Annotated in this window: 26 protein-coding genes and 3 pseudogenes; 10 read left to right on the top strand and 19 right to left on the bottom strand. The window is 68.3% G+C overall.

Annotation, left to right across the window (positions count from 1 at the left end; genetic code table 11):
* Positions 1 to 93: 93 nt before the first annotated feature.
* The 3 genes from ACFW48_RS36485 to ACFW48_RS36475 all read right to left on the bottom strand — a co-directional run bounded on the left by ACFW48_RS36485 (position 94) and on the right by ACFW48_RS36475 (position 2,225).
* Complete coding sequence (locus tag ACFW48_RS36485) at positions 94 to 492, bottom strand: type IV toxin-antitoxin system AbiEi family antitoxin domain-containing protein (RefSeq protein ID WP_269955683.1); 399 nt, start codon at positions 490 to 492, stop codon at positions 94 to 96.
* Positions 489 to 1,343, bottom strand: a complete 855-nt coding sequence (locus ACFW48_RS36480; RefSeq protein WP_386322618.1) for an IS5 family transposase — start codon at positions 1,341 to 1,343, stop codon at positions 489 to 491. Before ACFW48_RS36480 ends, ACFW48_RS36485 begins: the two co-directional genes overlap by 4 nt.
* Positions 1,344 to 1,457: 114 nt before the next feature.
* Positions 1,458 to 2,225 carry a transposase gene (locus ACFW48_RS36475; protein ID WP_386322616.1) on the bottom strand — a complete coding sequence of 256 codons (768 nt, stop codon included), beginning with the start codon at positions 2,223 to 2,225 and terminating at the stop codon, positions 1,458 to 1,460.
* On the opposite strand from ACFW48_RS36475, the gene ACFW48_RS36470 reads away from it, so the two are divergent.
* Entirely contained in the window at positions 2,224 to 2,490 is a 267-nt protein-coding gene (locus ACFW48_RS36470) for a hypothetical protein (protein WP_386322614.1), read from the top strand. The genes ACFW48_RS36475 and ACFW48_RS36470 overlap by 2 nt on opposite strands.
* A gap of 391 nt (positions 2,491 to 2,881) precedes the next feature.
* Here the strand turns inward: ACFW48_RS36470 and ACFW48_RS36465 are convergent, their stop codons facing one another.
* The 7 genes and pseudogenes from ACFW48_RS36465 to ACFW48_RS36435 form a co-directional block, all read right to left on the bottom strand.
* Positions 2,882 to 3,271: a DUF6281 family protein gene (locus ACFW48_RS36465; RefSeq protein WP_386322612.1), complete on the bottom strand. Its 390-nt coding sequence runs from the start codon at positions 3,269 to 3,271 to the stop codon at positions 2,882 to 2,884.
* 11 nt (positions 3,272 to 3,282) lie between these two features.
* The gene (locus ACFW48_RS36460) at positions 3,283 to 3,573 is read right to left on the bottom strand and encodes a matrixin family metalloprotease (protein ID WP_386322610.1); all 291 of its coding nucleotides are present in this window, start codon (positions 3,571 to 3,573) and stop codon (positions 3,283 to 3,285) included.
* On the bottom strand, positions 3,570 to 4,349 hold the full coding sequence (locus ACFW48_RS36455) for a hypothetical protein (RefSeq protein WP_386322608.1): 780 nt from the start codon (positions 4,347 to 4,349) through the stop codon (positions 3,570 to 3,572). Before ACFW48_RS36455 ends, ACFW48_RS36460 begins: the two co-directional genes overlap by 4 nt.
* 555 nt (positions 4,350 to 4,904) lie before the next feature.
* Positions 4,905 to 5,180: pseudogene (locus ACFW48_RS36450) on the bottom strand (transposase); the annotation flags it as partial.
* Positions 5,179 to 5,367, bottom strand: coding sequence for a hypothetical protein (locus tag ACFW48_RS36445; RefSeq protein WP_386322606.1), 189 nt, complete (start codon positions 5,365 to 5,367; stop codon positions 5,179 to 5,181). The gene ACFW48_RS36445 and the pseudogene ACFW48_RS36450, both read right to left, overlap by 2 nt.
* Positions 5,352 to 5,663 (bottom strand): transposase, encoded by a 312-nt coding sequence (locus ACFW48_RS36440; RefSeq protein WP_386322604.1) that lies wholly within the window; start codon positions 5,661 to 5,663, stop codon positions 5,352 to 5,354. Before ACFW48_RS36440 ends, ACFW48_RS36445 begins: the two co-directional genes overlap by 16 nt.
* A 41-nt stretch (positions 5,664 to 5,704) precedes the next feature.
* Positions 5,705 to 6,010: a helicase associated domain-containing protein gene (locus ACFW48_RS36435; protein WP_386322602.1), complete on the bottom strand. Its 306-nt coding sequence runs from the start codon at positions 6,008 to 6,010 to the stop codon at positions 5,705 to 5,707.
* Positions 6,011 to 6,401: 391 nt separating this feature from the next.
* On the opposite strand from ACFW48_RS36435, the gene ACFW48_RS36430 reads away from it, so the two are divergent.
* On the top strand, positions 6,402 to 6,671 hold the full coding sequence (locus ACFW48_RS36430; RefSeq protein WP_386322600.1) for a hypothetical protein: 270 nt from the start codon (positions 6,402 to 6,404) through the stop codon (positions 6,669 to 6,671).
* Entirely contained in the window at positions 6,658 to 7,896 is a 1,239-nt protein-coding gene (locus ACFW48_RS36425; protein ID WP_386322598.1) for a glycosyltransferase, read from the top strand. The genes ACFW48_RS36430 and ACFW48_RS36425 overlap by 14 nt, the downstream gene beginning before the upstream one ends.
* A gap of 116 nt (positions 7,897 to 8,012) precedes the next feature.
* On the opposite strand, the gene ACFW48_RS36420 is transcribed toward ACFW48_RS36425, so the two are convergent.
* On the bottom strand, positions 8,013 to 8,399 hold the full coding sequence (locus ACFW48_RS36420) for a hypothetical protein (RefSeq protein ID WP_386322596.1): 387 nt from the start codon (positions 8,397 to 8,399) through the stop codon (positions 8,013 to 8,015).
* 169 nt (positions 8,400 to 8,568) lie between these two features.
* Here ACFW48_RS36420 and ACFW48_RS36415 point away from each other — a divergent pair, with 169 nt between their 5' ends.
* From ACFW48_RS36415 to ACFW48_RS36405, 3 genes are all read left to right on the top strand, one after another.
* Complete coding sequence (locus ACFW48_RS36415; RefSeq protein ID WP_386322594.1) at positions 8,569 to 8,778, top strand: hypothetical protein; 210 nt, start codon at positions 8,569 to 8,571, stop codon at positions 8,776 to 8,778.
* Between the two features lie 74 nt (positions 8,779 to 8,852).
* A complete protein-coding gene (locus tag ACFW48_RS36410) occupies positions 8,853 to 9,035 on the top strand; it encodes a hypothetical protein (protein ID WP_386322592.1) in 183 nt (60 codons plus the stop codon).
* Between the two features lie 15 nt (positions 9,036 to 9,050).
* Positions 9,051 to 10,067 carry an ATP-dependent DNA ligase gene (locus tag ACFW48_RS36405; protein WP_386322590.1) on the top strand — a complete coding sequence of 339 codons (1,017 nt, stop codon included), beginning with the start codon at positions 9,051 to 9,053 and terminating at the stop codon, positions 10,065 to 10,067.
* Positions 10,068 to 10,126: 59 nt separating this feature from the next.
* Here the strand turns inward: ACFW48_RS36405 and ACFW48_RS36400 are convergent, their stop codons facing one another.
* The gene (locus ACFW48_RS36400) at positions 10,127 to 10,249 is read right to left on the bottom strand and encodes a hypothetical protein (RefSeq protein ID WP_386322588.1); all 123 of its coding nucleotides are present in this window, start codon (positions 10,247 to 10,249) and stop codon (positions 10,127 to 10,129) included.
* Positions 10,250 to 10,350: 101 nt separating this feature from the next.
* Here ACFW48_RS36400 and ACFW48_RS36395 point away from each other — a divergent pair, with 101 nt between their 5' ends.
* The 3 genes from ACFW48_RS36395 (at position 10,351) to ACFW48_RS36385 (ending at position 12,040) form a co-directional block, all read left to right on the top strand.
* Positions 10,351 to 10,503: a hypothetical protein gene (locus ACFW48_RS36395; protein WP_386322586.1), complete on the top strand. Its 153-nt coding sequence runs from the start codon at positions 10,351 to 10,353 to the stop codon at positions 10,501 to 10,503.
* A 746-nt stretch (positions 10,504 to 11,249) separates the two neighbouring features.
* Positions 11,250 to 11,420, top strand: coding sequence for a winged helix-turn-helix domain-containing protein (locus tag ACFW48_RS36390; protein WP_386322631.1), 171 nt, complete (start codon positions 11,250 to 11,252; stop codon positions 11,418 to 11,420).
* A 53-nt stretch (positions 11,421 to 11,473) separates the two neighbouring features.
* Complete coding sequence (locus ACFW48_RS36385) at positions 11,474 to 12,040, top strand: transposase (protein ID WP_386322629.1); 567 nt, start codon at positions 11,474 to 11,476, stop codon at positions 12,038 to 12,040.
* Positions 12,041 to 13,227: 1,187 nt separating this feature from the next.
* Here the strand turns inward: ACFW48_RS36385 and ACFW48_RS36380 are convergent.
* The 4 genes from ACFW48_RS36380 to ACFW48_RS36365 all read right to left on the bottom strand — a co-directional run bounded on the left by ACFW48_RS36380 (position 13,228) and on the right by ACFW48_RS36365 (position 17,632).
* Entirely contained in the window at positions 13,228 to 13,557 is a 330-nt protein-coding gene (locus ACFW48_RS36380) for a hypothetical protein (protein ID WP_386322584.1), read from the bottom strand.
* Positions 13,558 to 13,570: 13 nt separating this feature from the next.
* Positions 13,571 to 16,258 (bottom strand): DNRLRE domain-containing protein, encoded by a 2,688-nt coding sequence (locus ACFW48_RS36375; RefSeq protein ID WP_386322582.1) that lies wholly within the window; start codon positions 16,256 to 16,258, stop codon positions 13,571 to 13,573.
* 535 nt (positions 16,259 to 16,793) lie between these two features.
* Positions 16,794 to 17,096 carry a hypothetical protein gene (locus ACFW48_RS36370; protein WP_386322581.1) on the bottom strand — a complete coding sequence of 101 codons (303 nt, stop codon included), beginning with the start codon at positions 17,094 to 17,096 and terminating at the stop codon, positions 16,794 to 16,796.
* Positions 17,093 to 17,632: a hypothetical protein gene (locus ACFW48_RS36365; RefSeq protein ID WP_386322579.1), complete on the bottom strand. Its 540-nt coding sequence runs from the start codon at positions 17,630 to 17,632 to the stop codon at positions 17,093 to 17,095. The genes ACFW48_RS36370 and ACFW48_RS36365 overlap by 4 nt, the downstream gene beginning before the upstream one ends.
* Between ACFW48_RS36365 and ACFW48_RS36360 the strand changes: the two genes are divergently transcribed.
* Positions 17,611 to 18,432, top strand: coding sequence for an MBL fold metallo-hydrolase (locus ACFW48_RS36360; protein ID WP_386322577.1), 822 nt, complete (start codon positions 17,611 to 17,613; stop codon positions 18,430 to 18,432). The two genes, ACFW48_RS36365 and ACFW48_RS36360, sit on opposite strands and share 22 nt — an antisense overlap.
* 196 nt (positions 18,433 to 18,628) lie before the next feature.
* Here ACFW48_RS36360 and ACFW48_RS36355 read toward each other — a convergent pair.
* The 3 genes and pseudogenes from ACFW48_RS36355 to ACFW48_RS36345 all read right to left on the bottom strand — a co-directional run.
* A pseudogene (locus ACFW48_RS36355) lies at positions 18,629 to 19,880 on the bottom strand (IS256 family transposase).
* A gap of 321 nt (positions 19,881 to 20,201) precedes the next feature.
* The gene (locus ACFW48_RS36350) at positions 20,202 to 21,089 is read right to left on the bottom strand and encodes a hypothetical protein (protein ID WP_386322575.1); all 888 of its coding nucleotides are present in this window, start codon (positions 21,087 to 21,089) and stop codon (positions 20,202 to 20,204) included.
* A gap of 576 nt (positions 21,090 to 21,665) precedes the next feature.
* A pseudogene (locus ACFW48_RS36345) lies at positions 21,666 to 22,157 on the bottom strand (IS5 family transposase); the annotation flags it as partial.
* Between the last annotated feature and the right edge of the window lie 170 nt (positions 22,158 to 22,327).

The raw sequence follows: 22,327 nt of genomic DNA, 5'->3' as shown, positions 1-22,327 counted from the left end.
CTGGGAACGACGCGACGACATCCACGAAGCCTTCCTCGGCCTTGCCGCCTGCCTGATCACTCACCGCCACGTCCAACGCCTTTGTTAGGACCTCTAAGTCCGTTTCTGGTAACGGCCGCGTTCGGGTTGTTCGAGGAGTCCCTGGCGGACGAGTCGTCCCAGGCGGGAGCGGGTGACGTTGATCGAGGGCTCGTCGGTGGGCAGGCCGAGGTGCTCGTGCAGATCGCGGACGCGGAACACCTTTTCTGGGTGCTCATTGAACGTGGTCACGATGCGCTGGTAGACGGTGGCGGTCTCCGCGGGGGCCGTTGCGTGGTCGGGCGTGGTGAGGCCGTCGATGACCTTGCGGGTCGCGGTGAGCTCGGCCAGGCGGGCTTCAGTCTCGGCGAGGGCGGTGGTGAGCCTCTCGATCTGCTCGCGCAGGTGGTCGGCTCGTGCGGCGGTCTCATCGTGCTCGGTCTGCAGCAGCCGCAGGAGTTCGCTGACGTTCACGCTGCCAGCTCCACGTCGTCCCGCCAGGTGGGGGCAGAGGTGGTGAGGCGGCGGAGCATTCCGGCGGTGGAGGCCCAGTAGACGCGGGAGGCCGCGTTGTCGGGCCGGTGGTCGTAGTCGCGGGCGAGGCGCCGATGCAGCATGAGGGTGCCGTTGACCTGCTCGACCACCCACCGCTTCGGTTGCGGGACGAAGCCCTTGCCCTCGTCGTCGGGGTTGCGGCGGACCACCTCGACGGTGATGTCCTTCACCGCCCCGTGGATGATGACGGCGTCTTTGAAACCCTGGTCGACCAGGACCTTTTCCAGGCGCATCCCGCATCGTTCGGCCGCCTGGTCCAGCAGGGCGATGCCGGCCTCGTTGTCGTGGGCGCTCGCGGCGAGGATCACCACACCGATGATCAGGCCCAGCACGTCGACGGCGAGTCCCCGCTTCCTGCCAGGGGTCTTCTTGTTCGCGTCCAGTCCCGTCGTCTCCTTCGGCACCCCGGCCGCCACGCGGACGGACTGGGTGTCGATGATCACCAGAGACGGGTCCTCTAATCGTCTGGACCGCTCCCGCACCTGGCAGCGCAGGATCTCCTGAATCCGCTGGTCAAGACCGTCCTGGCGCCACAGAGTGAAGTAGTAGAACACCGCCGACCAGGCCGGGAGGTCGTGTGGCAGGAGCCGCCACTGACAGCCCGTTCGGTTCTGGTAGAGCAGCGCGTTCACTACCTCGCGCAGGTCGCAGGAGCCCGGGTCCCCGGTCGCCGACCGCGCCACCCGCTCCTGCTTCCACGCGGTGACCAGCGGCTCGATCAACGCCCACTGCTCGCTGGACAAGTCGGTTGCGTACGGCATCCGTTCCATGCCCGCGACCCCATCATGCACACGACATGACGCGGGGGAGGAACCGCCCCATCACCCACGAACGGGCGACACCACATCATCGGGAACGGGACTTAACGCCCTCTGAGGTGGGAGTTATCCAGTGAGGGCCAGGTTGTGCAGCCGGGCGATGCCGAGCATGGCCTGGTGAACTCCGTCGCCCTTGAGTCGGCAGTCCCGCAGGATCTTCCAGTTCTTCAACCGCGACAGGGCGTGTTCCAGGCGCGCTCGTGCCCGGCGATGGACGGCATTGTCTGCCTCCTGTGATGGGCTGAGGTGGCTCTGGCCTCGTCGTCTGCGGTGCGGGGTGAGGAGGCCGGTGCCTTGGTAGCCGCCGTCGGCGAGGGTCGGGGCGCCGCGGCAGGCCCGGTCGATGCCGGACTCGGTGAAGGCCCGGCAGTCGTTGCGGCTGCCGGGCAGCGGGAGTCCGATGGCCACGACCAGGCGGCTGTTGGCGTCGATGACGACCTGCAGGTTGGTCGAGTACCGGTAGTTCTTGCTGGATACGGCGACACTGCGGTCGCGGGTGGGCACCAGGGTGCCGTCGACGATGTGGACGGTGTCCTTGCGCGGCCGGCGCGCGGGCGAGATGGCCAGCAGCGGTGCGAGGTGGTCCAGAATGCGGTCGGCCGCGGACTTCGAGACTCCGAACAGCGGCGCCACCTGCCGCAATGTGAGGTTCGTGCGCCAGTACGTCGCCACCAGCAACACCCGGTCCTCGAGCGACAGCCGCCACGGCCGGCCACGCTGAACGTCGCCACCTCGGCGCCGTACCAGTGCCACCAGCCTCGCGAACTGCACCTCGGTCAGACCCGCAAACGGCTCGATCCACTTCGGATCATCTGCTGAGATCACCCCACCCATGCCCCACGCCGACCTTAAGAACGACTTCTACGAACGCATCCGCAACGAAACCCAGCAGATGCCGGAAACCGAGAGACGACTGCGCGAAACCGTCACCAGACTCAAGAGGACCATTTCGAATCAAAGAGTCGAGATCGAAGAGCTCCGTCAGACAGTCACCAACCTCGCTCTTGCAAGCGCCGTTCTGACTCATGAGAAGAATACGTCAGAGATGCATGACTCATTCCTCGACAACATCGTCCCGTTCTGCACACCCACCAGTTGAGGTCACTGCTCCCAGGTCTATTACCGCCATGTCACAGTAGGGCGGCGGCGCTGTGCCCCACTGCATATCGCCCGTTCACCGCCTGCGCGCAATGCGCCACCCAGCAGCCAGGTCGCGGCCGAGGGCCTCGTGCATGTGTACTTCCGCGCGGATTTCCGCGCCCATGGCCTGGGCGCGGAGTTCACCGATGCGGACGAGAGATCGACATCTCCGCGTAGTGCGAGGCGCTTGTCCATGCGCTTCGTCCCCGACGATCCGGGTGCCGGGGACGAAGCATTTCTCGGATGACCTCATGAGTGGGCAGTTGCCGCGAGGGAGCAGTCCTGGTGGGGCGGGACTGGATGTGCGGGACGTCGGGGTCCATCGGATCAGTGTCGCCCCGCTTCGGTCCTCATGGGCTGGCGATCAGCTTCTTCACTTCGGACGGCAGTTCGTTGCCGGAGTAGACGGCGACGAACTGTACGTTGTCGGGTGTATTGCCGACGGCGATGGCGTTCTTCGGAGAGATGCCGTCCACGGCGTACGCGGTCTCCGTGGTGGCCGGCTCCTCGCCCCCGTCCTGGCCGGTGTCGTCGCAGGGCGGTTTGGTCGCTGCACCCAGTTTGACTCCGACCGTGAACTCCACGTTGGCGACGTCCCGGTAGGTACGTCCCTCGTAGGTCACCTGATACACGCACGACGCTGTGTCATCCGCGCTGTTGTCCTCCGACGTGCAGGCGACAGCCCACACCGCCACGACTGCCATCAGCAGTGCCCTCACGGATCGCTTGGCCCAGCTCATGATCGGCCTCCTCAGTAGACGCTGCGAAGGGCGAGGACGTCACCCTTGCCGAGCGTCCTGGCCTTCGTCGTGCACTTGAACGAGTGGGTGTACATGGTGAGGTTGTCGTGTCCCGAACCAACGTGCCCGAGTCCGAAGACGTGTCCGGCCTCATGAGTACCGACGGAGCGGATGTCGTAAAGGTTCGAGCATTTGCTGGTCGGCTTGTTCGTGAAGTCGTGATCGCGGGTGTTGAAACGGACATCGGCCTCACGAAGGTCGTTCTTGATGCCGGGGTACACCCAGGACCATGTGCAGGTCACAGCGACATGGGTGCCCTTGAGGTCCCCTGCGTCCCAGGTGCTAGCTCGTCCCGGTCGGTGCATTGGGAGCTGCTGTTGATGTCGGCCTCGTAGGTGGTCTCGGCCAGGAAGTTCGCTTTCGCGCCGACCGAGTCGCCGTAGCCGCAGTTGTTGTAGCTGTCCGTGATGTTGTTGATGGCGTTGGCGAATGCCCACTTGGCATCGTTGCGGGACAGTGCGCCGGGCATGCCGCCGTCGCCGATGTACCAGTTGTAGGTGCCGTACTCTTTGACGTCGTTGGTTTTGTAGGCACCGTCGCTGCACGCGCCAGGGGGGCTCAGTGCTTCGACGTCCGCTACCTCGACGCCTTCGGCATCCGCGTCAGACGCGTCCGCATCGGTGCTGTCCGGCTCCTGAGAGAGGTCCTGTGGCGTCGTCGCAGGATGGGCCAGGGAGTCCGGGATGTCTGAACCGGCAGTGGAGGAGTCCGCACTCCCCTCGGCCAGGTTGTAGGAAACCTTGCCGTCGGGGGCGACCTGCAACGTGAATCCGTGTGCCTCACCGTCCGCGGTCATTGCCTCGACGCTTACGGCTGTACCGGGTTCTGGCACTGCCACGCCAGTGCCGTCATGCGTGACCACGCGCCCCACCGCGTCGCATGAGATCACCGACGATCCGGCGGGCAGGTCACTGATCGTCAGTGCTCCTTCGCCGAGGTCGCAGACTTCTGCACCGGCCGTAGCCACATTCGTGCTGTTGGCGACCACCGACAGGGAAGCTGCCAATGTGACAGCCATGAGCGCTCTGGATATGAGTCCTGAGTTACGCCCAGCCACTCTCCACCCCCTGGTGTGCTCCCGTCGCAACGGGAACTGATCATTTGCATGAACGGTACCTGCCAATCGTTCACGATCCCTCCACATTTCAAGTCAACTGATCAACCGGGCGCGGTCCCGTCCCAACTTGGCCATGTGATGATTCACGCTGATGAGAGGCCCACTTGCTCTTCGCCGCCGTCTGAGCCATCGCCACTCAGGGACCTAGTGATCGCCTTCCTCCGTGGCGCGGCCGGGTTCCGATTGATCTTCCACATCCTGCACCCAGACGTTCGGAGGGGCCGCCGCACGTTCTAGATGATCCGTGCGCCGCCTAGGCCGACTTGGCAGTTCGGCTCCAACCGATCCCAACGGAGTCCTTCTATTGATTCTGATTCCGCATCATCGCCTTCACTCGCCTGGGCAGGGCAGGTCTGCAGACGGCCTGTTTCGAGCTCACCGAATGTCCGCATGACACGCCTACTAAAAGAGCGTTTTTTTCCGGCAGGTTGTTTGGTTCGAGGTTCAGGTGTTGCGTCAGTTCGGGGTGGATTCGCGGGTGAGTCGTCGGCTTATGAGGTCGATCATCGCGATGTGAATCATCGCTTCGGACCGGTGGGTGTGGGTTTCGTAGTCGCGGGCCAGTCGGCGGTGGTGCATGAGCCAGCCGAAGGTCCGCTCGACCACCCATCGCCGGGGGATCACCTTGAAGCCTTTGGTTCCGGGGTCGCGCTGGACGACTTCGACGTCGATCCCGAGGCGGGCACCGTGGTCGATCGCCTTCGTACGGTATCCGGTGTCGGCCCAGGCTTTAGGTGCCGCCCGCCTCCGCGTGGATCTCCTCGATCACCGGCATGAGCGTCTCGTCGCGGAGCCGGCGGGCCGACTTCGGCCGCTTCTTGCGGGCGAAGTACGTCGACGGCGACAGCTCCAGCACCCGGCAGACGGGATCGACCCCGAGACCCTTCTGGCGCAGGTGGTCTATCACCTGCTCGGCCACGTCCGGGGACGGTCGATCTCCTGGGCAAAAAACACGGACGCGGCCTTGAGGATCTCGTTCGCCCGCTTCAACTCCGCGTTTTCCTTGCGGAGTTGTGTCAGTTCGTCACGTTCGTCGGTGGTGAGCCGGTCGTCTCGCTCGCCACGGTCGGCTTCGTCCTGGCGGACCCAGCCACGCAGGGCCTCCTTGTGGATGCCCAGGTCCTTCGCGACGTGCGCGATCGGGCGGCCGGTGCTGCGGACCTCGCGGATCGCGCGCTCCCGGAGTTCGTCCGGGTACTTACGTGGTGCAGGCATGGTGCTCGTGGATCTCCTTCGCCAGGATCGTGACCCTGGCATCAGGGACTCCACGAAACGCAGTGCAGCTCAGCGCGCTGGTTCTTCAGCCAGATGCCTACTTCGTAGCCCTGGTAGGTGGCGTCCAGTGGGGCCAGGAGGTGCCCGTTCTCCTTGGCCCACCCTCGCGCGGCCGCGAGACCGCCTTCCCAGGCGACGTCGAAGTGCGACCAGACCATGCCCAGCTTCTCCAGCTGCTCGATACGGCCGGTGTCCATGTCGCCGCGGGCGTAGAAGCGCCGGTTGTCGGCGATCCACTGCCCCAGCGGGAACCCGGCGAGCGCGGCCGGCCACCCCTCGGCCTCCACCGGCCTGGTCCTCGCGGCCGGGTACGCGGTACGTGAACGGCACGCGCAGGTCACCGTGGTCCCGGTGGTAGATGCCGGCGGCCTCGATACCGCGCCGCCAGTGCTGGTGCTCGGGGTTGAGGACGCGCAGGTTGATGAACGCGGCCAGCTTCGCCGGGTCGCGCGGCGCGGAGAACTTCAGCAGCTTTCTGGCTGGCACCGACAGTCGGTCGCTTCGGTCGCTCTCGGCTGAGGGGCTGTGGCTGCCCGGCCACCTGCCCACACCACGCTCACCGCCGCACATATCCGACATTTTATGCCTCAAGGTGCTTACAGTGTCTGAGGCCGTCGGGGGACGAGGTTTAGTGGCCGCGCGGCAGTCGACGCCGCCAGTTCTCAACGGGAGGTGGGTGTGGATCCGCACGGAGACCCGCAAGAGGAACGGTACGACGTCCGGTTCGTACCGGTGTCCAGTATCTCCCGCACGCGGATGGTGGTCCGGGTCGTGATCACCCCGCTGTTGTGGACCGCGGCGACGTGGCTGGCAGTGGTGGAACTCGGGCACGGACGCTTCCTGCACCACATCATGCTGGTGGCGGTGGTGTCCTTCGTCGTCGCGACCGTGTTCCTGCTGTGCGGGGTGTGGCTGAGACGGCGGGAGGAGCACCGTGGAACCTGGTGACCTGCTCTTCTACTTCGTGGTGTTCTACCCGGTTGCCACCAGCGCCGTATGGATCGCGGGAGGTCTTCTCTTCCGGTTGCTGGAGGAACGCAGCGTTATCCGCGTCCCGACGGACGGCTGGCCCGGGGTGACCGTCCTGGTGCCCGCATACAACGAGGAGGCGGTGATCACCCGCTGCGTGCAGGCCCTGCGCCGGGTGGACTACCCGGAGCTGGAGGTGCTCATCCTCAACGACGGTTCCACTGACGGCACCGTACGGGCGGCCGTGGACGCCGCTGCCGGGGACCCTCGCGTGAGAGTGCTGGACGACGGGGTCAATCTCGGCAAAGCCGACCGGCTCAACAACGGCATGCGCAAGGCCCGCCATGAACTGGTCGTGGTGACCGACGCGGACACCCACCTGCATCCGGACGCCATCAAGTACCTGGTCGCACGCATCACACGGTCGCGCAGGTACGCCGCCGTGGCCGGCGCACCGTTCGTCACCAACCGGCGCAACGTCCTCTCAGCGATGCAGGTGCTGGAGACGGCCTCGCTGATCGGCCTGATCCGCCGCACCCACGCCCTGGCGGGCCGGGTCGGCACGGTCGCCGGTGTACTCGGGATCTTCCGCCGCGACGCGGTCCTGGCGGTCGGCGGATACGACCCCCGAATGGCGACCGAGGACATCGAGCTGACCTGGCGGTTGCTGGAAGCCGGATACCGCACATCCTTCGAACCCAACGCCCTGGTCGGCATGGAGGTCCCGCTCACCCTGCGGTCCCTGTGGAAGCAGCGGACGCGCTGGGCACGTGGCCAGGGCGAAGTGGTGCGCACCCACGGCCGGAAGGTGTTCAGCCCCCGCAGCGTGGACCTGTGGCCCATCGCCTGGGAGGCACTGCTGTCGTTCGTGTGGGTACTGGTGCTCATGGGCAGCACACTGTGGGAACTCGTCCGGCTGGCCGTGTTCCACAGCACCGGCGAGGTGTCGTGGATGCTGAGCTGGGGAGTCGCCATCGCGATCATCTCCACCGTGCAGCTGACCGTGGCCGCCTCGATCGTCTACACCCGCGATCACACCCTGTCCAGGGCGTACATGCTCGGGCCCGTCTATCCGCTGTGCCACTGGGCGATCAACGCGCTGGCCGCCCTCTTCAGCGAGTCCGTGGGCCTGCTCCGCGGCCCCCGCGGACGCAGGGTGACATGGAACGTCCAGCGCGAGGGAGACAGGGGCCCCACATCCTGACCACCTGATGCGTCAGGGATCTCGGAGGACGGCAGGTCAAGGGCATGACCGACCAACTGATCTCATTCGCGGGAAGCCGGGTGCCTCCCCTGTTCCTCGACGCGGCGGTCGGAGAGTCATCCCGTGAGGGGGCGGAGGTCAGCGTCCAGCATGCCGATCAGCTCGCCGACCCGTCCACCGTCGTCTGGCGCTGTCGGTAAGCGTTTGAGCACGTCGACGACGACCGGTGTCGCACGGTGCATCATCCGCTTGAGGTGTTCAGCACCGACACTTCGATCGTCGTCGGCGACGATCTCGGCCGCTCTGCCTGCGTAAGCGCTGGCTCCGAGAATGTGCTTGGGGGCCTTGGCCAGCGGATGCCGGTAGGCGGCGCCTGCCGCAGACATTGCTGCCCACGCTGCCTCGCGCGCAGCCGCCGTGTGCGCGCTCTTGGCTGCCTTGAGGGCTGCCGACGCTGTGTCACGCAAGGACTTCCCGCGCTCGCCGCCCCCGCGAATGCCCATGCGGCACTGATGGCGTCCCGAGGCCGCGAGTCCTCCGGCTGATCAGCCTCGATGAATCCAGCCTTCTTGGCGTGTGTTGCCGCCATCTGGGCAGGACACGACCCCCTTCACCGGCGTGTGCTGGCTACACCTGTATGCGGAGTGATTCTCGTGCAGGTGAAGGGTGCCCGTGCTGACGATCAATGTGGCGGTGCTGCTCGCGGTCATCATCGTGTTGAGGCTGCGCCGACGGACACATGCGCGCAGCCGTAACGACGAGAAGCTGACCGTGCTCATCGTGTTGGTGTTCGGCATCCTGGTCGCGCCGACCGCGTTCGGCCAGGGGGTCCTGGACGTGGCGGGCCAGCTGGCGGCGGGCATCACCAACTCCAGTCGCTGAGCCGCGCCCGGCGCTGCCGGAAGAGGGACGGTGCTCGGCTCGCGGCGCGCCGGGCGGCGGCGTAGACCGGGGGTATGAGCGATATCAGCGAGCTGCACCGCCCGGGTGAGATCGTCCCCGTCTCGGGGATCTACGAATGCGACTGCGGGCAGCACCACGAAACGAGCACGGACGTGGCCGGCCACCGGTTCCCGCCCCTGCACGACGGCTGCACCGGCAACGGCTGGAAGCTGAAGACCGCCACCAGCTCCGTCTGAGAACCCGGGCACGCAGTGGCGTTGCGGCCGCCGGTCGAGCCGATGCTCGCGCAGGCCCGTGACCGCCTGCCGCCGCCCGGCGCGCTGCCCGGCGGTCTCGTCTTCCAGCCCAAGTTCGACGGCTACCGGGCACTCGTCTTCACCCCCGAGCAGTCCCCGGGCCCGCTGCTGATCCAGTCCCGCCGCGGCAATCTCATCCAGGCCCGCTTCCCCGACCTGGTCCGCGCCGCCAGCCAGTTCCCCGACGGCCTGGTCCTCGACGGCGACCTGGTCGTATGGGCCGGGGAGCACATGTCGTTCGCGGCGCTCCAGCGGCGGGCGGCCTCCAGCGGGCGCACCGCCAGCCGGCTGGCCGAGGAGCTGCCCGCGCACTTCATCGCCTTCGACGTCCTCCAGCTCGACGGCCGGGAGCTGCTGCGCGAGCCGCACTCCGCCCGGCGCCAGGTGCTGGAGGACCTGTTCACCCAGCACCGGTTGGCCGCCCCGTGGACGCTGTGCCCGGAGACTGACGACGTCGCCCGGGCGCAGGAGTGGCTGACGTCCTGGACACGCGTACCGGGTATCGAGGGCCTGGTGATCCGCGGCCGCGCCCGGCGCTACCTGCCCGGTGCCCGCGCAATGTTCAAGGTCCGCCGCCGTGACACCACCGAAGCCATCATCGGCGCCGTCCCCGGCACCCTCGCCCACCCGCAGACCCTGATCCTGGGCCGCTGCGACACCGACGGCGTCCTGCGCCCCGTCGCCCGCAGCACACCCCTGTACCCGGACGCCGCCCGCCGGCTCGCCGCAGACCTGACCCCGGCCGGGGCCGGCCACCCCTGGCAAGGCGTCCGCTTCACCACATCCTGGGGTTCCCGCACGCCGCTGGATGTCGTCCTGGTCGAGCCGCGCCTGGTGGCCGAGATCGCCGTCGACACCGCACAGGACCGCGGTGCCTGGCGCCACCCCGTCCGGTTCGCCCGGCTGCGCCAGGACGTCACACCTGCTGACGTTCCGGCGTTCGGCCAGGGCGCGGTGCCCGCGTCAGGCTGATCGGGCGGGAGGTTCCCCACGGTTGCCCATCTGCTGCGCCGAGCCGGCAGCGGACAGCCCTACACCTCCAGGCTGTCGAGAAACGCCTCGCCATCGACGCCCTTGAGGGACACTTGGGCGAGAGACTGCCAGGTGATGCGGGCACCGTCGTGCTGTTGAGCGACCAGGTGGAGACGGTCCACGCGCACGTCGACCGTTTGCGGCCCTCGATGTCGGAGAGCCGCGCCTTCAACCCCAGCCGGTCGACGTCCTCCGCGCCCTGCCCGGCGTAGGCGAGGGAGATGTGGGGGTACCGGCTGGGCGACAGCCGGTACGCGTCGCCCCACAACTGCTGATGGGCTGCCACGACGTGCTCGACGAGCGCCTGGTGTGGCCGGCCGGCCGGGCCAGCCGGCCGGGCCAGCCGGCCGCCTCGACCTGCCCGATGTCCGGCTGACCGAGAGTCAAGGTGAACGGCTCGACGTCCTCGACGCGTCGTGCGACGTCCTCGACCAGGCGGCCGATGCCGCCGCTGACCGGGTCCGAGTGGGCATCGGCGCCGATCGCGTGCACCAGCGTGCAGTGCATCCACTCGGGCACGACCCGGTGCAGGCCGCGAGTCTAGGTCAGGCCGACGTACGGCTTGCCGAGCGCTGTCGCCTCCGTGGCGGGAGCGGGCAGCACATGCCAGTGAAGATCACGGCGTCCCCGTGGCCACACTCGCTCGACCCTGGCAAAGAAGCTCTCCACGTCCCCGCTTCTCCCGCGATGTTGGTGATTGGACTGTAGCCGTGAAGCCCGCGGGCGCGGCCGGGCATGGTTGTCAGTCCAGCCTTCCGCCCCGCCACGCAGTCCCCGTTGTGGCGGGGGCGGTCGTTAAGACCCTGAAGGGCCTGGAGGGTGGCTGTTTTCCGTGTTGTGTGACGTATGCGGATGGGGGCTGACCGCTGCGGGGCGGCAGCGCCGTGAAACGGTACGGGGGCAGGCAGCCGAGCTGTCGGGCAGGAGATCAAGCCGCCGGAGGTCGCAAAGCGCTTGCGGGTGAGCCTGGAATCGGCCTACCGGTGGCACCAGCTGTGGTGGGACGGCGGTCGTGAGGCTCTGGCCTCCCGTGGCCCGAGCGGGTCGCGATGCCGTCTGTCTCCACGTTGCTTGGAGAAGCTCGCCGGGCATCTCGAGCAGGGGCCGGCCCCGCATGGCTGGGTGGAGGACCAGGTGTGGACCGCGGCGAGGGTCGCCACGCTGATCGGCAGGAAGCTCCACGTCTCCCACAGCGTCTTTGGGGCGACGAGGCTGATGCACCGGCTCGGCTTCAGCCCGCAGGTCCCCGCGCGGCGGGTCGCCGAACGCCATGAGCAGGCCGTAGCCGCGTGAAAGGAGGCGACGTGGGCTGAGGTAAAAGGGCCCGGGCGGCCTGCGGAGGCTCCATCTGCTTCGAGGACGAAGCCGGGTTCACCCGACGGCCGCCCACAGGACGAACCTGGGGCCGGCGCGGCCACACACCGGTCGTGACCGTCAGTGGCCGCCGCTCGGGGCTCCTGTCAGTGGCCGGGCTGATCGCGATACGGCCAGGCTCCCGTACCCGGCTGTGCCACCGCCTGCGCGTCCACCCCGCAGGGAAGGGCAAGCGCCGCAGCATGGGCGAGCGCGACTTCATCGCGCTGATCGACGGCGTCCACCCACTCGTCAAAGCGCCGATCGTGCTGGTGTGGGACCGGCTGAACACTCACGTCTCCCACGCCGTGCGTGAGCTGATCGCCGAGCGTGAATGGCTGACGGTATTCCTGCTGCCCGCCTACTCGCCCGACCTTAACCCCGTCGAGGAGGTATGGGCGCACGTCAAGCGCAGCCTGGCCAACCTCGCCGTACTCGCCCTGGATCGACTCGAAGCCCTCGTCCGCAACCGACTCAAGCGTCTTCAGTGCCGGCCCGGCACTCCCGATGGCTTCATAGCGGGCACCGGCCTGCCACTCGACGAACCAGCGCCACCCTGACGGGCCGAAGTCAGTATCCACGACCCCGAGGCGCCCTCCTACGTCGCCCGCCTCGTCAATGACCGCCGCATCGAACCCGACGGCGCCCTCATCCTCGCCTGCCTGCTCGACCTGGCCCACCAGGAAGACGGCGCTCAATTCTGGTGGCAGTTCGCCGCCGGCGCAGGCAACGCCACCTCCGCCTACTGCCTGCACTTGCTCCATCTACGCCGGGGCGAAGCCCGGGACGCAGAGCTGTGGGCCGAGCAGGCCACGCTCCTCGACCGGGAACCCGGGCACTATCGCCCCCAGGCCATGCAGTTGTTGGAGCTGCACGTGGACTTCCAAACCTGCAGTAGCTGCCCGCAGCATCCCCGCCCGGAACCGCTACGAGATGCCGTTGGGCACCTGAACTCCGTCTGCGACGACGACTACGGCCTCGTTCCCCAGCCAGACCCATCGCTGGCCGCCCGGCTCGAACGGTTGGCAGCAGCCTGCTGACACTCTGCCCACGCCGCCGACCAGGCAGCACAACCGCACGGCTGTGCTGCCTGGTCGGCGGCGAGCACGTCATGGTCTGCATGCCGAACGCCAGGGCAACTCGAACTTCGAGACCGCAAAAAGGGGTCGGCAGGATGATGCCGCACTGCCGCACCTGGAGATCCGGCGCGGGTTGATGGACATGGCACTGCCGCCGTCCGCACGAGCAGTAGAGCAGAGTTCGCGCCAGGGCCGTCGGCCCCGCGGTGCGGCATCCAGCAGGCGGGCTGTGCGGCGGCCAGGTGGAGAAGCTCCGATACGCCCGGCGTGTGCTGGTGGGGCTGGCGCCGTCAGGCCCTCGAGCGTCAGCAGCAGCGGGTCCGGCTTGAGGCCATCGCTGGCGGCTTCCAGACGCGAGGCGTCCTGCCTGCGCTGCTCCGCCACCTGTTCACAGGCGTCGTCGTAGCAGTCCTCGGGGGTGACGGTGCCCGGTTCGGGCATCGGGTGGCGCAGAGCGGCCAGCCCCAGGAGGGGGGCAGGCGAACGCGTCCGACGCCCGCTGCGTACGGCCCGCTCCGGCATTCCTGGCGCGCGTCCGGCCCCGCTGGCCGTTGGAGACGGGGGAATCCGCTGTGGCCTGGCCCCCACGCAGACCGACGGCCGGCCCCGGTTCACCGGGGTCGGCCGCCGGTGCGGGGCCTGCCTGGCCCAGTGGCCGAGGTGGGATGTCAGGTGAACGGCAGAGGGTCCGGCAGGAGCCAGGTGGCCGCTGCCGCTCCACTCACAAAGGCTGTCGCCCAGCCCGTCCACGTCCGCCCGGACAGGGTCCGGGTCGCATGTGCGGCCTCGGAGGTGACGACCACGCCGCAGATCAGCGTCAGGAACAGGTCGTCCCAGGCCGTATCCGGCCGGCCGATGGCGAGCCAGCCTGCCGCGCATCCCGCGAGGCCCACGGCCATGTAGGGCCACGGCGTGTACTTCGCCGACTCCGGCGAGGCGCGTACGCGGTGCGTCAGGATCAGGACGATGTCCGCGAGGACCGCCGCTATCGCAATCACTGGTCCTCCATGATCAGAACTTGCAGGCCTTCTTCAGGGCCGGGATGCCCAGCAGCGCCGCGACCGCCTTGCGGTGCGCCGAGGTCAGCTTGCGGCGCTTGGCATAGGTCTGGATGAGTTTCGCGGTTTTCTTGACCCCGATCTTCTTCACCAGCTTCACGGCGGTCAGGACGCGCTTGGAGCTGCCCGCGGGCGTGAAGGTGAAGATAAAGCCGGACACCGCCAGCGCGCACTTGGCGATCTTCTTCGTGGTGGACCACCAGGAGGGGTCGATCACGATGGGGAACGAGCTGTTCGTGTCGAAGTCGACGTGCTGGACGAGCTTGTTGCCCACGACTTTGTAGCTGGTCGGCACGTCATTGCCGACGGCGTCCTTGGCCCAGGGGGCGTCGAAGAAGCCGGCGGTGTTCGATGCGGGGGCTTTCCCGGCGTTCTCGTCACCCGCTGCGTAGAGCGAGACCGAGCCGTCGTCGTGCGTGACGGCCTTCATCCCCGCGGGCATGGTGAAACCGGTCTCGTAGTCGTGCGGCGCGCTGCCGTTCTTCAGGATGTTCAGCGTGCGCGATCCGCCGTCGACGGTGGGCTGTACGACGGTCTCGACCGGGCCGGTCGACGTGTAGACGACGTTGCCGCCGACCTGGGTGCCCTTGGTGCCGGCCGCGGGGATGGTCAGCTTGTTGGGCATGAGGTCGTTGCGGATGTCGATGGCGTTGTTCCTGCCGTCCCAGGGGACGGAGACCACGTTGTCCTCGGTGACCGCGATGGACGCGTAGGTGGAGTCCGACGAGGTCGCGGCGGTGACGTCGGCGGCGTCGGAGTACGTGTTCGCCAGGCCGAGGGCGTTCTCCGCCGCTGTCGGCTTCCACGCGGTGTCGACAGTGAAGCGGACCGGGTCGGACCAGCCGTTGGCGTAGTGCGTGCCGTCGTAGGCGGTGGTCCGGAAGCTGTACGTGTGGCCCGACAAGAGCTTGCCCGCGGGGACCTTCACCTGCGAGGTGCTGTTGGCCGGCACCGGGACGGCGTTGACGGTGGTGACCACCTTGCCGGTCGCGGTGTCGGTGATCTCGTAGGTGCCGGTGACCTCGTCCTCGCCGTTGGTGTCCACGGTGGAGAACCGGAGGACCGGCGTGGCGGTGTTCACCCGGAAGATGCCGCCGGAGGAGATGAAGGGTGCGCCGGCCTGGAGGTTGACCCCGTTGTAGGGGCGGTAGTTGTAGGTCACTTCCAGGGTGGGGATCTGGTCCTCGTTGACGGCGTTGGCGGAGTAGAACCGCTTCCAGCCGTACGTGTCGGATTCGTCGGCGGCCTTCAGCGCCAGGGATCCGGTCTCCGCCTGGGCGGAGGACCAAGTCTGCGCGAGCTTGGTGATGTCGGCCGTGACCCAGCCCGCGTTGTTGCAGGTCGCGGACTTGGTCTCGGTGGAGGTTGCGATCTTCTCCGTCATCGCCGGTTGCTTGGTCCACCGGGTGTTGGTGTCGGCGGCCCCCGCCGCCCACACCTCCCAGCCGCGCTTCGCGCAGGACCAGGAGTGGTAGTTCCACAGCTTCAGTGACGCCTTGGACACCAGTGCGTCGGCGAAGTTCGCAGTGCGGAAGGTCAGGAAGGACCGCGCGACGCGCTTGGTGGTGCCCTCGAGGTCGCCGGGCCAGCCCACCTTCAGGTCGGTGCTCGCGGATTGGTCGGTGGTGTCGCCGCCCTGCACGAAGGTGTCGAAGAGGACGTCGAGGGCATCCGTCGCCGGGTCGATCGTGACGGGGTACTGCGTGCCGGGGGCGGTGAGCCAGTCGGCGTCCGGGTGCAGGGTGAGCTGCATGGTGGTGCCGGACTGGGTGACGTCCATGGCGACCCGCTTGCGGTTGACGTGCTCCCCGGAGCGCGGATCGACCTGACTGTCCCACATCGTGGGGGCCGGCATCGTCGCGACGGTCTCGCCGGAGTCGTCCACGAAGTCGACGCCGCCGTCGGTGCCGGACTTGGCGGTCATACCCTCGGGCAGCACGATCGGCAGCACCAGGGGCGCGCCGCCGCGCGGGGCCCGCCGCAGTTGGAGGAATTGCTCGAAACCGGTACGGGTGGCCTCGACGACCAGGTCACCGCCGGGAACGGCGTTCTCGTAGGTGGCGGTGTTGCCGGACAGCCGTGGGGCGGGCAGGCCGCCCTTCCACTGGACGGCGATCCTGTGGTCGCCGCTGCCCAGGGTGACCAGGTCGCGGGCCTGCGTCCGCGGTGCCGCCGCGGCGCTGCGCAGCGAGGGCGCCAGGGCGCCGCCCTTTCCGGCGAGGGAAAGCCCCCGTGGATGGGCCTTGGCGACGATGTCACCGTCGGCCTCGCGTCGAAGGTCCACGTCGACGTCCGTCCAGCGTCCGTCCTTGAGCATCCGGACGGGCGCTACGGACGTCTCTCGGGTAAGGGTGCCGTCGGAGTTGGCGAATACGGTGTCAGTCTCCGTGCGCATCTGCAGGACCTCGACCCGGTGGTCCTGCATCCGTGCGGCGGTCTGTGCCGCTTCGACGCTCTCGGCCTCCTTGATCGGGTGGGTTCTGAGCTGGTCGACCGCCTTCAGCAGTCCAGAGACGGCACGCTCCGCCTCCGCGTCCGCAGGGCTGGTTCCGCCGGCTGCGACGGCGACGTTCGGCGTGGCCAGGAGCACGGCTGTGGCGGTCAGCATGGCTATGCCTGCGGCATGCCAGGTGGTTCTCATGTGTGTGCTTTCCATGGTCGCAGCACGCGACCCGCCGATGTCGTTCCCCCCGGCGGATCGAGCTGCAAATGGTCTTTGAGCGGTGTAATAGAAACACATGTCCTACAAAAATGCCCACTTCGGGCGTTGAGTAGGACAGATGCAGCGCTCTGAGCGACACTGGGCCGCCCGGCAACAGACCGTGGCAAACGACGACTTGCTGCGATGCGGGACGGTGACTCCTCGGTGCCGCAGTGCTCGGAGTCAGGCCGGGGCTGTGAAGCTGTGGCAACACGCGCTGGTGGCCATGACGATCAGGACGCCGCAGCCCACCGCCGGCGGCCGCATTGCCCACGATTGCGCCGCACCCACCCGTTGTGCGGGAGCGGAAGCCGCAGCGGGGCACCGCTCCATGAGGCGAGGGGAATGTGCACGCGGTCGTCGACGAGGCGCCGGAATCTAGCGTCGCAGTCGTGGCTGGTGTCGACGGGCACGGTCTCGTCGAGCACGGTGGCGAAGAGCAGGTCGTACTTGGGGAGCTGCGTGGAGGCGAGGGTCAGCAGCCGTTCGCGTTCGAGCCGGGCGGGGTCTCGGCCCGGAATGCCATCGCGGCCTCGAAGTAGGCGACGGCGTTGGTCTCGTCGAGGATGCCCTGCGCGATGATCCACTCGGTGGACTGGACGGTGTGGTGCTGCATCTTGGGCAGGCCGGCCGCGGCGGCGCGCTTGCCGAGGCGGTCGGTGCGCGCGACGGTGAGGCCGTGGCCGCGCAACTCCATCTCTATGCGCTTCAGAAGCCTCGTCTTGCCCGTGGAGTGGGTGCCGAGCACCGCGATCCGCAGGGGCTGGGAGGAAGTCACCACAGGGTGGGGTCCTTTTCTGGTTCGGGGGCGCCGGGCAGGCCGGGCGGCACAGCCGCGGCGACCAGCTGGTCCCAGGTGTCGTAGCGGGAGGCCATGGTGATCGGGAGCTGCGCCGTGGCGAAGGCGTCGAAGGTGGCCCGGTGCCGGGCGCCGGGGCTTCGCGCAGGTCGGGCTGTACGTGCTCGATGAGCTTGTCCAGGCTGTACTTGCCGAGGTTGGGAAAGGTCGCCTTGGCCAGTCGCAGGGTGTCCAGGACGCCGGCGGGTTCCCAGCCGGGCAGATGCGCGGCCAGGACGCGGCAGTCGGTGGGCGCAGATCCAGGCGTTGAGGTCGCCGAGGATCATCATCCCGTTGTCGGCGACGGCCTTCTTCAGCGCGCTGACGGTGTCGCCGAACGGTTTCTGCGAGGCGTAGGCGGTGAACGCGGTATGCGCGGCAGGCTGCTCGGATACCGCCGTCGGGCTCGCCGTCTGTTCGGAACCGGCCGTGTCGGATGAGTCGTTCGAGCCGCATGCGGTCGCTGTCAGCGCCAAGGCCACCACCCGGGGACGTGCGGCTTCCGCCGCGCGGTTGGCTCCCGGACACCACCGACGAGGTGTGGGCCGGACACCCGGACTACCTGGACGCCTCCGGCCACCTCGTGGCGAGCATCGGCGCCCTGCTGGTGGAGAACGGCGATCGCGCGCTGCTGATCGGCGCGGGGTTCGGGCCGCAGTCGCTGCCGCCCGACCCGGGCACCCCTCGTGGCGTCATCCATGGGGGTGCGCTCTTGGGGAATCTGGCCGAACTCGGCCGCAGGCCGGAAGAGATCGAGGTGCTGGCGTTCACGCACCTGCACCCCGATCACCTCGGTTGGGCCTGGCACTCCGCCCCGGGCGGTGACCTGCCCGCGTTCGCCCATGCCGACTACCTGGTGTCCGAGCCGGAATGGGCCCAGCGAGACCTCCTGGCGGCGCACGGCATGGCCGAGGAGGTCACCGGCCTGGCACCGTATGTACGCACGGTGACGGACGGTCAGGAGATCTTCCCTGGTGTGCGAGTCCGGATCACCGCCGGTCACACGGCCGGGCATGCCGAGTACGTCATCACGTCGGGCAGGCGGCGGTTGATCGCCTTCGGCGACGCTCTGCACTCACCGATCCAGGTCGGCCACCCTGAATGGTCTGCGGCCGTCGACCACGACCCCGTTCGGTCCGCCGACCACCGTCGCCGTCTTGTCGCCGAGCTGGAAGAGCCCGACACAATCGGCTTCGGCATCCACTTCGCCGACGTTGTGTTCGGGCAGGTCCGGCGGGACGGCGACTGTCCGGCCTGGCGCCCCCTGGACGCCTGACCCGCTGGGGACGACCGGTGACAACGACGATCGCGTGCGGGCTCGCCATGAAGCCGCGCGCCAGGTGCTGGCCGGCCATCGTCGCGGCCGCGCTGGCCACCACGGTCACGGGCGCCGCCCTCATCGCCGCCACCGCCGCTACAGCCATGACTGCCGGAGCGTTACTATCCCGATGCCTTGATGAAAGCCCTGGTGCTCAGGCGGCGCTGAGCTCGGGTCGCTCGATGAGCTGACCGCGTTCGAAGCGGGCTCCGGCTCTGACGAGGGCGACGAGGTGGAGTGGGTTCACGGCCCGCCAGCGGGCCTGGGCGGACTCGACGAGCTTGAACACCATCGCGAGGGCGGCGACCGCGCTGCCGGCGCCCCGGGTGACCTTAGTACGCAGCCGGACGGTGGCGAAGGTCGACTCGATCGGATTCGTGGTCCGCAGATGAATCCAGTGCTCGGCGGGGAAGTCGTAGAACGCCAGCAACTCGTCCACATCGTCGGTAATCTTCTTGACGGCCTTGGGGAACTTCGCGCCGTACGCCTTCTCAAACGCCGTGACGGCCTTGAGCGCGTGGTCGCGGTCCTCGGCGTTGTATATCTCCTGCAGGGTCTTCTTCGCGCCGGGCTGCGCGGACTTCGGCAGGGCGTTCGCGACGTTGGCGTTCTTGTGACCCAGCACCTCTGATGGCGCACCTCGGGGAACACTTCGGCCAGGGCCTTCCAGAAACCCAGGGCACCGTCGCCGACCGCGAAGACGGGGACACGCATGCCCCGACGTGCGCAGTCCCGCAACGAGTCGGCCCAGGAGTCGGCAGATTCGCGGTAGCCGTCGGCCATGGCAATCAGCTCTTTGGTGCCGTCTGTGCGCACCCACATCAGCACCAGGACGCACGACTTCGCCTCCCGCAGGCGGATGCGCAGGTGGATGCCGTCGGCCCAGATGTAGACGTAGTCACTGCCCGACAGATCGCGCTCGCCGAATGCCTGGTGACCGGCCTGCCACTGGGCTGTCAGCCGCGTCACGGTCGCCGGCGAGAGCCCGGCGGAGCTGCCGAGGAACTGCTCCAGCGCGGGCACGAAGTCGCCAGAGGACAGGCCGTGGAGGTAGAGCAGGGGCAGCACATCGCTGATCTTCGGGGACTTGCGGCACCACGGCGGCAGGATCGCCGAGGAGAACTGCTTACGCTCGCCGGTGGCCGCGTCGACGCGCTTGTCGTTCACCCGCGGGGCCTTCACCTCGACCTCCCCGGCCGCGGTCGTGACCTTCCTCGCCTGGTGATAGCCGTTACGGACCACCAGGCGGCGCCCGTGCTCGTCACGCTGATCAGCCAACTCTGCATATAGGCGTTGACTTCAGCTTCCAAAGCAGCGGCCAGCATCCGCCTCGCGCCCTCGCGAACGATGACGTCGATCAGGGAGCTGGTCTCGGTCGTTCCATCGGCATTCACTACGCTCAGCACGGGCGTACCTTCCCTACCGACGGTGCAACGTCGGCCTACTCGATGACCAGAAGTCGATCACTCGGGAAGGTACGCCCTTCGCGTCCAACCCGAGGCCGATCCACAGGTCATGAGCATTGCTCCCGTGTTCCTGGCCCGCGCGGGTCGTTCAGGAGGAACCTGGAGCTGTGGCCAGGAAGAACGTACGGCGCTGTAGTCACGCTGGTGGTTCACCGGTGAGGTCACGGGCGGCAAGCGCAAGCGGGTGGACGCCGTGTACTGCTCGCCCAGGCGCCGTATACGAGCCTATCGCTAGATAGCTTCACGTTCAGCCGGGTCCGATCAGGCCGGTTGGGCCTGCGCCGCGGCTGGGGCAGACGGTTGTGAGCGGGCGCGCAGCCGCACGGTCAGCGCGCTTACACAGCCGGCGAGGATGCCGAAGACGAGCGCCGCGGACACACCTGAGCCTATGGAGACGTAGTAGAGCAGTGGCCCGCCGGTGCTGCCCTGGTAGGAGAGCAGCGAGTTCCAGATTTCACTCACCTCGACGCCGAGGGTGGTGGCGGCGACGGCGCCGAGCGCGTAGGCGGGGTAGGTCACGCGGTCGAGCAGGCCGGGCAGCAGCCGCAGTCCCGACCAGACCAGGGCGAGCAGCGCCACGTCGCCGAGGCGGTACAGCAGCCAGCGCCCCATGTCGGAGCTGGTGGGCATGGCCCAGGCGCTGAGCTGGACCCACTGCCGCAGCAGATCACCGGGCTCGGACAGCCGCCCTCCGGCCCCGGACCCGGTCTGGATCCGCCCGGCGACCCGGTCGTTGGAGAGCACGACGAGGGCGAAGGCGACGGCGGCGGTGCCCAGGGTCGCGGCGAGCCGTGCGGTGGCCGGGGTCGGCAGGGCCGGGCGGGTTTCCGGCCTCGCCTCCCGCCGTAGCAGGGTCATGAGACCGGTGGCCGCCGCTGCGGCCACCAGGGCCGCGCCCACCGGGAGTTCGCGGCCCTGAGACATGGCGCTCGCGAGGCCGGGCAGCAGGCGGAATGTCGCCGAGCCGCCGGAAGCAATCATCCAAGGCGCGGAGACAGTGACAGCGAGCATGGCCGCGGCGATGCCCCAGCCCCACACGGCCGCCATGCAGACCGCAGCGCGCCTGACACCGCGGCCCGAGAGCCTGCGCAACAGCGGCAGCGCGCCGCAGGAAAAGAACAGGACGAGCGCGGCGTAACGCACCCTCATGGCAGTCTCTCTCAAAGCCGCGTAGTCCGCGCCGTGACCGACCGCGCCGGCGGGATCGGTGAACCGGGTTGAGGACGGGAGGCTGGTCGACCACGGCATCGTCCACGCCACCAGGCGGTTTGCCTGGTCCGGGCCGAAGAACCGCGTGGCGCCGGGCAAACTCAGTGCGTGAGCGCTGGAACCCGCCCACCAGAGCAGTCCAGCCAGCAATAGCGCCCCGAAAAACGCCGGTCCAAGCACACGCCGATACGTCACTGTTCGATCCCACCCTCTGCCCGCCCCCGGCGGTTTCCGCTTCCGCCGGTCGGCGCATGCATGACAACGACGACAGATGTATCAGACACCGAAGGCGACGGTCACCTCCGCACGCAGTATCTGACTACGCATCCTCATGAGCCCCGCCTCGACCTTCGCGGCACGTACGTCCGAGCAACTACGGCGCCTCAAGTCGCACAACCAGGCAAGTCACCACGTTCTCGCGTGGGAGGCGCTGTGCAGCAGTCGCCGCTACGCAGCCCCGCCGGTGGCAAGGCCGGCTGCCAGCATGTGCCGCATACCCGAGCTCCCGCCGGACGTCGCCGCGGCGGCGTCGTGAAGGTCGGCGGGGGTGACCATGACCAGCAGGGGAAGTCCTCGGGTGTCGACGACCAGGTGGCGCTTGCGGCCGTTGATCTTCTTGCCCGCGTCGTAGCCGCGGGTGGCTTTGGAGACGGTCTCGGCGGCCTTCACACTCTGAGAGTCGATCACGGTGGCCACCGCTCGGGGTCCCTTGCCCAGGTCGCGGCGAATCCGCCCCGAGAGATGGTCACGGATCTGGCCGATGACCCCGCAGGCCGCCCAGCGGGCCATGAACCCCCAGACCGTGCGCCAGGGCGGGAAACCCGCAGGTAAGGCCCGCCATTTGCAGCCCGTGTCCACGACGTAGCGAATCGCGTCGACGATCTCGCGGCGGGGGTGTTTCTCCGGCCGACCGCCGCGGCTGGTGTCGCAGGCCGGGGTGGGCAGGAGGGGTTCGAGCAGGGCCCATTCGGCGTTGGTGGTGTCCGAGGGATAGCGGCGGCGACGCATGGCGGTTGGCTTTCCGCAGTGCTGCGGGGGCCGCCCGTCGACGGTCGTTTGCCGACACTCCAGTCCGCCGGGAAGCTGTCCGTGGGGGCCCCCAGCGCGGACGGGGGCCACGGGAACACAACCCGCGGGGGGGGCGTAGCAGCCGCCCCAAAGAGGGGGGGGGGCATTAT

The organism is Streptomyces sp. NPDC058812, from assembly GCF_042744565.1.
In the GTDB taxonomy this organism is placed as follows: domain Bacteria; phylum Actinomycetota; class Actinomycetes; order Streptomycetales; family Streptomycetaceae; genus Streptomyces; species Streptomyces thinghirensis.
This window is presented reverse-complemented; position numbering and strand designations above follow the sequence as displayed.